This is a genomic window from Aureivirga sp. CE67 (assembly GCF_015767245.1).
In the GTDB taxonomy this organism is placed as follows: domain Bacteria; phylum Bacteroidota; class Bacteroidia; order Flavobacteriales; family Flavobacteriaceae; genus Aureivirga.
This window is the reverse complement of the sequence record NZ_JADOTV010000033.1, coordinates 23,318-31,463: the sequence shown is the minus strand read 5'-3', so window position 1 is coordinate 31,463 and position 8,146 is coordinate 23,318. Positions and strand designations below refer to the sequence as shown.

Genomic DNA, 8,146 nt, shown 5'->3' with positions numbered 1-8,146 from the left:
TATTAGGTATTATATGACAAATATGGATTCAAATAATGCTGAATTCTATCATAGGGGAATTAGAAATCATTGGAAGATTGAAAACTCTTTGCATTGGGTTAAAGATGTTTTTCATAACGAAGATAAAAATCGAATTAAAAATAGGAATGGTGCCATTAATATTGCTATTATTAGCACCATTGCTATAAATCTACAAAGATTAAATATAGGATGGTCAATTAAAGACGCAATAGGATATTGTACTTTTAATTTGAAAAAAGTAATCAAACTATTTAGAACGTGACAGCCCTGCCTCTCAAGAGGGGAAACTTGATAATATGTAAACCTGAACACAAAATGAATTTGATAATATTTATTAGAAGGAATAAATTTTACCTTCCCTCATTTTCATAAGGTTTCCATTTTTTAGTTTTCATAATAGCTTTTACTTCCTCATAAGATAATGGGTAAAAATCATGACAATCTACACCAACATCAAAAGCCAATCGATCTTCAAGATCTGGTAAATTTCCGTGACTATGACCATACAAATGCCAAGTTCCTCTATTATCGCTTCGCCAAACTCGCATTGCATAATGAAATAAAATAATTCTTTGCACACCATTTTTACAATCCGAATCTTTAACTTTCAATTCGTGGTAATCTTTTACCCATTTAAATTTCTTTCGATTATTCAAAGCTGGTCCTTCATGATTTCCAACAATCAAATATTTTGTCCCATTCAATCTATCTAAAATATCTGCAACCAATTCATTATCTTTTGTCATTGCAAAATCTCCAATATGATATACTTCATCTTCTGGTTTTATCTTTTCATTCCATCTTGTAATTAAAGTTTCATTCATTTCTTCAATATTCTCAAATGGTCTTTCGCAAAACTTTATAATGTTTGTGTGTCCAAAATGATGGTCTGATGTAAAAAATATTTTGCTCATTTTTCTTAGTCTTTATAGTGTTTTTTTTTTTTTAAAGTTTTAGCACTTTTTAAATTTATTAGGGAATTCTGTTTCCTCTAAAACACACCCCTAACCCCTCTCAAGAGGGGAACTTAATTTATCAAATTAACTCATTGATATAATTTTCTAAATCTTCTTTATTTTTTAGATCTACAATAGTTTCTGAAGTCCAATCCAGGAGAATTAATTCGAAATTTTGACCTAAAACATGTATTGCTTCTAATAATTTAGTTTGTTCAATTTCGTCCCAATTATAGGAATCTAACCAAATATTTTTCACTTTCTCTTGAGTTGTACCAAAAAACAACGCAGATTCTAAACTTCCATAAGCAATAACATCTTTAGTTCTAGAAACACAAGTTTCTCCTCCTCCATAATATCGTACTTGTTGATATTTTTCGATTTTTAATTCCTTAAATAACTCTTCAATTTCATTTAAAGATATATTTAAATCCTCTACAACATAAGAAATATTATAATTCTTATCATAAATCAACTTACCATTTTCTAGGTTTTTTCTTGGAATCAATTCTATCATTAAATAATTATCTTCCCAAAAAAACATCTCAGAAACTTCTTCTTGATTTTTCTTATTTCCCCCATTAGATTCCTCAAAATCTTTATTTGTATTTGAACAAAAATTCATTATTCTTTTTTAATTTTTAAAATATTTATGTGGTTATAAATATACCAATATTAATTTCAGAATCTGTTCTCCATTTCAACCAACCTGTCATAGAATCTCCACATTTTTTGGTATAGTCATGACAAGATTGTCGCTCTTCATTGACTCCATCCTGATCATTGTAAAAGCAATCCCATCTTACTTTTACCCAATCATTTTTCACTTCAAGCGGACACAAACTTTCAAGACCTGTAGGAAGGTCCAATTTTTCTGAGTTTTTATTTGCTTCTATGTAAATTGGTTGATTTTTATCTTTTCTTCTTATTCCAAAAGAATTCATGATATAATCATTCCATCTAACAAAAATATATTCTTCCGTTTTTGGAACATATTTTATATCCACATGATTTACAATTACTTTGTAGGACTTATCTGTTTCTTCCAAACAAACTAATTGCATAATTCCATAATCTGGTTTATGATATTTTGAACATAATTCTACCTCATCAGCATACATATCCAAATCAAATTGTTTGTCAAGCAACAAACTATCCTTATATATTTCAAAAGATGTTGGCAATATCACTAAACCTTTTCCTAAAGAATTCACTTTATTATCATAAGTACATTCATAATCTACCAACTCCTTTGAACTCTCATTTTTATTTTCAGTCTCTACAATATTTTTTCTTACAGTTTTTTTACATGAAAATATTGTAACAACAAATAATACAATTAAATATCTATATTTCATCTATAAACTTTTTTGCAATATTTTTTAAATAATCTACTCCTTCTACATTTTCTAACATAAACTTAGGAATACCTTCAAGTCCCATTTTACCAGCCAAAATACCCGTTGTAATAGATGCAATAGAATCCACATCTCCTCCTAATAATACAGAATATTTTAAAGCTTCAAAAGGTGTTTTACTTTTTTTCAAAATATATAAAACACAACCAACTGTAAATTTAGAATCTGAAGGAACTCCTTTAATTCCTGGAAGAAAATAAGGAGCTTCAATAGGCTGTGTTCCGCAAAGAATCGAATAATCTTTTTCTGTTAAAGGTTTTTCTATATCAATTTGATTTACTTTGTTTAAATAATCTATAAACTCCGAATTACAAGCAACCGTTTTCAAACAATAATCAATGATATTTTTCGGGTCTTCATTTTTTATTAAAAAATAATGTGCCGCCCAAGAAATACACTGACTAGAAATAATTGCAATTTCATTTGGATGTGTTGCTCTTGCATTAATTTCAGAATACGAATTAATCAAATCCTCTCTTAAAAGCCCGAATGGTACTGCTCGCATCGCTGGAGCATTTCCAGGATTTGCTCTATTTCTCTGGAAACTTCTTACTTCTTCAATTGTCTTTTCTCCAGAATAATACCATCGCATAGAACCATGACCATTTCTTCCATATCCTTTTAAATCAATTCCTTTTTGGTATTCTTCTTGCCATTTTTCAACTAAAAGATCTTTAGTAAATTTCTCTTTTGAAACAAGTGCATTGATAACTCCAATAGTCATTTCAGTATCATCTGTATAATCCCAAGGAGTATAATTTTCAGTAAAAACACTCAGTCTATCAGCAGCAACTTTTATTTGATTTCGAGCATTTACAAATTTTGTAAAATCAACATTTTCAGCAATCCAATTTCTATCCTGAAATTCGACTCCAGCCCCGAAAGCATCCCCGATTGCTGTTCCTATCAAAAGAGCTTCTATATTCATAGCTTTGTTTTAATAAGTTTTAATTATTTCTTTTTATCTCAGTAAATCTAAAACTTATTTTTCTATTTTTAGTAAATGCCTTTTGTTAGCTTTTAAGAATTCTTTAAATTTTTTATCTCGAAAATCAGCTGTATCGTACCAATTTTTTTCAATCTCTTCAATTTTATAGTTTTCAACCATATCAAAATTTTCATTTTCTTCATCTAAAGAAGACGGAATTTTTTGATTCATAAATTCTTCTCTGTATTTTTCGAAGATTAAAACTAGCTTATTAAAGTTATTCTTAGCTTCATCATTTTCTGAGAGACTCAAAGCTTTTAAACACCCATTATTATACACACCCAAACTTTCAATCAAAATAGAAAAAACACCGCAATTATTTATCATACCATCCACTATAAAATAGTAAACAAACGCTTTTTGAGTTTCATTCAGGTTTTCTTCCTTATTATCAAAAACATAGTTTTGGTAATATTCTAAAGATTTATAAAATAGCTCCTCATTTTCTGGAAATTCTGAATATTCTTGTTTTGTAACTAATATTTTCTCAACATTTTCCTGTCCAAAAACACTCAATGTTATAAATATAAATAGTAGGTTTAAAAAATTTCTCATTATATTTCTAAATATTTAACTCCATTTCTTGTTTTAACTTCTTCTTCAATTTGTATTGATTTAATATTCCTACAATCAAACCTATAAATCCTCCCAAATAACTTAAATTATGCATATAACCTACAATAGTATAACTTTCAACATCAATAAGATTATTAGGAAATTTCCAATTAAGATTATTTACATCCAAGAATAACTTACCATATACAAAACCTATGAAACCAAAAAAAAGCGCAACTTTAATTGTTACAATAAATGATTTGAATGTAAAGTTCAGCATTGTTTTTCCATCCTTTTGAATGAAACCAAACAAACCAAGTAGAATAGCAATAATTAATCCCATCCACCAGGTTGCTAAAAATCCAATTATCATAGCTCCTGCTCTAGGATTACCCACTAAAATTTCAGGATTTTCTTTATCTCCTATATTTGTCCCCAATCCAATATTTTCAAAATTGAATTGAATAAATTTAAACTTCGTATAATATTCAGGAGAAATTGTATAAGTTATCTGATCATTTAAAATTCCGTAAACTCCTCCTAACAAACTTCCTATTATTAATATCAGAAAAAATGCAATTATTTTATTTATTTTCATATTTATTCTTAAAAAAATATCTTCAATGTTTTCAGAACTCTATTTTTCTATATATACAGTATCTTTTTTATATTCATCATTCTTAGAATCAAAAATATATTTTGTTACTTGTAATTTTATAGGATTATAAGGTCTAATTTCTTCATAAGAATTGAAACTTAAAACCCCATTTTTATCTTTTTCAAACTCAAATCCCTTCAAATAATCTAAAAATACGAGTTTGTAATAATTATCGTTTTGATTAAAAAACACACCATATAAACAACCTCCTGTGCCACACGCACCAAAATTAACCATCATATCTTTTTTAGTGTCAGCATTAAAATCTTCAAATTTTTCAAGTTTTAATTCTTTCAAATTTTCAGGAAGCGAAAAATTAATTGCTTCTTTACTTACTTTTATATTGACCAAATTCAATTGATCATCCAAATCAATTTGAACTAAATCTTTATTTATTACTTTCTTTTCTGAATGACAACTAAATAGAACAGTTAAAAACGCTAAATTCAAGAGGGTTAAAATTCTGATTTTTCTTTTCATTTTTTTCAATAATAACAATACTCCTATTATGCAATTTTCATCTCAAATAATAAAAAATTTTCATAGCAGTAGGTGCCAAAAATAAAGGAATCAAAATAGAAAACAAAAGGAATCTTGTCTTTGTTTATAAATTTATTATTGAAGTATAATCGGATATTTTATTTTTGATAAAAAGCTTATATATTTGGGGCTCTACTGCTATGAAACTTGAATTTTCCAGTGACTTTATGGCTTAGAAAAACTATAATTAATATTAAAAGAGAGAGAGTAGTCTGTATAAAATTCAATAATAGAATTTTAGACATAATATGGACGACAGATTGGGATAATTAAAATGAAAAACACTTTTTACTTACTTATTATGACAATTTTTCTGATTTCATGTAACTCAGAAAATAAACAAAATGATGGTTATAACAATTTTGACTATGATTATGAATTAAAAAGCTATGATTCTAAAAATTTAAAAAATCAAAAGGGAGCTCAGTTCTTTAAGAATGGTAATTTGATAAGAAAAACTCAAAAGGAAAAAGGCTGTCAGGTTTTTGTTTATAATTCAAAAGGGAAAATTAAAGAAACTTTATGGAGTCGTAATTGTGAAAATGGAAGAAGAACAATTTATATGTATGATTCCTCGGATAATCATATTGGCTACTATGAAACAATAGATACTGAAGTTAATTTAGATACGGTAAGCTTTGAGCAAATCTTTTTTTATGATTCCGATAATCGATTAATTAAAGAGCGAACAGTAAAAATAAAGAACGCAAATGGTAAAGATCATGAAGTTTGGAAATTATATACTTACAAAGATAGTTTGATACAAACTGAAACTATTCTTGAAAATAATATTCCACTTTGGGAAGGTCAATATTCTTATAATGCAAAAAATGAATTGATAAAAATTCATAGGACTAGAAGAGATATTTATGAAACTGAGCTTTTCAAATACAATGATAATGGTTTATTGATTGAAAAAGAAATTATAAGTACAGAATTTCCTTTAAGTCCTGAAGTAGGTTTCAGTGCAGGAAATAATAAACGTATTTATAAATATGATGCAGAAGGAATATTGTCAGAAGAATTATTAATGAATCATCGAAGAAAAATTCAGTTTAAAACTATTTATAAAAAAATAAATAATAAGAATAAAAATGATGCTTAAAGAAAATTTAGAAATTAAAGAAATTTGCGAATGATTAAAGAGAGGAATGATTGAATATATGGAGTTAGAAGAAAATTAATCAATAAAAAGAATCTTGAAAATATAAGATATTTTAAAATATTTAAGATTATAGATTAGACTAGTCAGAATTGGATATAATTGAATTTAAAATAAAAAAAATTAAAAAGAGATGAAAAAAATTTATTTATGTTTATTAGTTTTGATATTGAATATCGGATGCGAAAAAAAAGATCCTATTTCATTAACATTACCAAGTGAATTAAATTTTGAAGGTACTATACAAAGTTGCAGTGACTTTTCTGTTAGTCAGGCTTTAAATTCTGAAAATCATGGAGTATGGATAAATATTCATGGTTCTGGAAGAGAAGAATTAAAATTAACTGATGAATTCAAAACATTTGAGATACCAAATATTGATTTGAAAACAAAAATTTATCTATTTGATTCTATGGCTGGAGCTTCATTTTGTACTGATGTAATTTCTGATAATGAACCTAAAATAATTGGAGTTTGGAATGCAATATCAGGAAACATTAAGATTAAAATCTCTGATTTACTAGAAACAGAAAATGAAACGTATTACAGAATTACACTAATTCTAGAAAATGTTGAATACCTTAATGTTGATACCGGTGAAAAAAGAATTATTGAAAACTTTACTATAAACGAAGCACTTGCAGGTTGGTACCCAGGGTAAATAAAATAAACAAATGAAATTTAAATTTTATTTATTTGATCAATAAAAAAAAGAGATTCTTTCTTAAATACATATTTATAAAAATGAGCTATCAAAACTTAGAAAAGATTAATAAAATAATTGGATGGATTTTATTTGTTGGAATAACTATTTTTCTATCAGTTATTCTAATATCTTCCTTTAATCATGGTGCAATGGGATTGTACTATTTTTTCATTATGGGAATTTTATTTCTTCCTAGCCTAATAACAGGAATAGTTTCTGTAATAAATCGAAAAGGAGACGCTAAAAGATTAAAGAATGGAGTTGTTTTAGCAATTATATTTCAAGTTGGGTTTCCTTTAATTTTACCATTATTTTTTGGTCCAGCCGCCATATTTTTAAGTATGTTTGGAGCTATTTTAGGTTTGACAATGTGGTTTATTAGAAGAAAAACTGAATTACAATTATTGATTTTAAATGGAATTGGGTTAGTTGTATTTCTTTTGACAGTAATTGAAAAATTATAGTGGATAAAAAATGAGTTATTTAGTTGTATTTTTAGAGAAACAATACAAATTGAAAATGAATTCTTTGGTAAAATGATCTAGTAAATTATATTTATACAAGAAATTCGTTTTTATCTAAAAAAATCTAGAAATTGAAAATATCATTAAATAATACGATTCATAAAAAAGAAGTCGATTTAGTAATAGTAAATCAAGTTGAAAACTCTAAAAAAATTACTGCAAAATTTGAAAATTCAAAAGGTGAAAAATTAATATTAGAATTTGAATTAATAGAAGAAGATATATCTGATATAAATGATTTTAATTTTTTCATTAGTCAAAATAAAAAAATTATATTTTACAGATTTATATATCAATGGGGAGTGATTAATTTTAATAAAAGAAAATTAATTAGAAAAGTTTTAGACTACTCTATTGATTTCCCAATATTTAGCGAATATCCAGATTGCTTTTTAATTGAAGATAATTCATTTGTAGAAACTCTAAACAATGAAGGAAAAAAAATTGATAGAATTCCTAATGAAGAACCTTATAATCTTCAAGAATATGAAGATTTTTTTGAACTTGAATTAATCGGATTAGAAAAACGAAAAATAAGAAGAAAATTAGATTCTTAAATTCAAGCACTCAAAATATTTTAAAACAAATTTCTTTTAAACGAAAAAGGCTTCCTCAAAA

The 8,146-nt window shown here is 26.3% G+C and carries 12 protein-coding genes; 5 read left to right on the top strand and 7 right to left on the bottom strand.

Annotated features, from left to right (window positions below; translation table 11 throughout):
- Positions 1 to 283: transposase (locus I0K12_RS21225; RefSeq protein ID WP_196890196.1), on the top strand; the 283-nt coding region annotated here is incomplete at its 5' end.
- A gap of 88 nt (positions 284 to 371) precedes the next feature.
- Here I0K12_RS21225 and I0K12_RS21220 read toward each other — a convergent pair.
- The 7 genes from I0K12_RS21220 to I0K12_RS21190 form a co-directional block, all read right to left on the bottom strand.
- Complete coding sequence (locus I0K12_RS21220) at positions 372 to 935, bottom strand: metallophosphoesterase (RefSeq protein WP_196890195.1); 564 nt, start codon at positions 933 to 935, stop codon at positions 372 to 374.
- Between the two features lie 121 nt (positions 936 to 1,056).
- Positions 1,057 to 1,602, bottom strand: a complete 546-nt coding sequence (locus I0K12_RS21215) for a hypothetical protein (protein ID WP_196890194.1) — start codon at positions 1,600 to 1,602, stop codon at positions 1,057 to 1,059.
- Between the two features lie 25 nt (positions 1,603 to 1,627).
- Positions 1,628 to 2,335, bottom strand: a complete 708-nt coding sequence (locus I0K12_RS21210; protein WP_196890193.1) for a hypothetical protein — start codon at positions 2,333 to 2,335, stop codon at positions 1,628 to 1,630.
- Positions 2,325 to 3,323 (bottom strand): ADP-ribosylglycohydrolase family protein, encoded by a 999-nt coding sequence (locus I0K12_RS21205; protein WP_196890192.1) that lies wholly within the window; start codon positions 3,321 to 3,323, stop codon positions 2,325 to 2,327. Before I0K12_RS21205 ends, I0K12_RS21210 begins: the two co-directional genes overlap by 11 nt.
- Before the next feature lie 54 nt (positions 3,324 to 3,377).
- Complete coding sequence (locus I0K12_RS21200) at positions 3,378 to 3,938, bottom strand: DUF4375 domain-containing protein (protein WP_196890191.1); 561 nt, start codon at positions 3,936 to 3,938, stop codon at positions 3,378 to 3,380.
- Between the two features lie 7 nt (positions 3,939 to 3,945).
- Positions 3,946 to 4,536, bottom strand: coding sequence for a hypothetical protein (locus I0K12_RS21195; protein ID WP_196890190.1), 591 nt, complete (start codon positions 4,534 to 4,536; stop codon positions 3,946 to 3,948).
- A gap of 39 nt (positions 4,537 to 4,575) precedes the next feature.
- Positions 4,576 to 5,076 carry a hypothetical protein gene (locus I0K12_RS21190; RefSeq protein ID WP_196890189.1) on the bottom strand — a complete coding sequence of 167 codons (501 nt, stop codon included), beginning with the start codon at positions 5,074 to 5,076 and terminating at the stop codon, positions 4,576 to 4,578.
- A gap of 334 nt (positions 5,077 to 5,410) precedes the next feature.
- Here I0K12_RS21190 and I0K12_RS21185 point away from each other — a divergent pair, with 334 nt between their 5' ends.
- The 4 genes from I0K12_RS21185 to I0K12_RS21170 all read left to right on the top strand — a co-directional run bounded on the left by I0K12_RS21185 (position 5,411) and on the right by I0K12_RS21170 (position 8,085).
- Positions 5,411 to 6,241 carry a hypothetical protein gene (locus tag I0K12_RS21185; RefSeq protein WP_196890188.1) on the top strand — a complete coding sequence of 277 codons (831 nt, stop codon included), beginning with the start codon at positions 5,411 to 5,413 and terminating at the stop codon, positions 6,239 to 6,241.
- A gap of 190 nt (positions 6,242 to 6,431) precedes the next feature.
- Positions 6,432 to 6,959, top strand: coding sequence for a hypothetical protein (locus tag I0K12_RS21180; RefSeq protein WP_196890187.1), 528 nt, complete (start codon positions 6,432 to 6,434; stop codon positions 6,957 to 6,959).
- Between the two features lie 83 nt (positions 6,960 to 7,042).
- Positions 7,043 to 7,468: a hypothetical protein gene (locus I0K12_RS21175; protein WP_196890186.1), complete on the top strand. Its 426-nt coding sequence runs from the start codon at positions 7,043 to 7,045 to the stop codon at positions 7,466 to 7,468.
- Between the two features lie 131 nt (positions 7,469 to 7,599).
- Positions 7,600 to 8,085, top strand: a complete 486-nt coding sequence (locus tag I0K12_RS21170; RefSeq protein WP_196890185.1) for a hypothetical protein — start codon at positions 7,600 to 7,602, stop codon at positions 8,083 to 8,085.
- Positions 8,086 to 8,146: the final 61 nt, after the last annotated feature.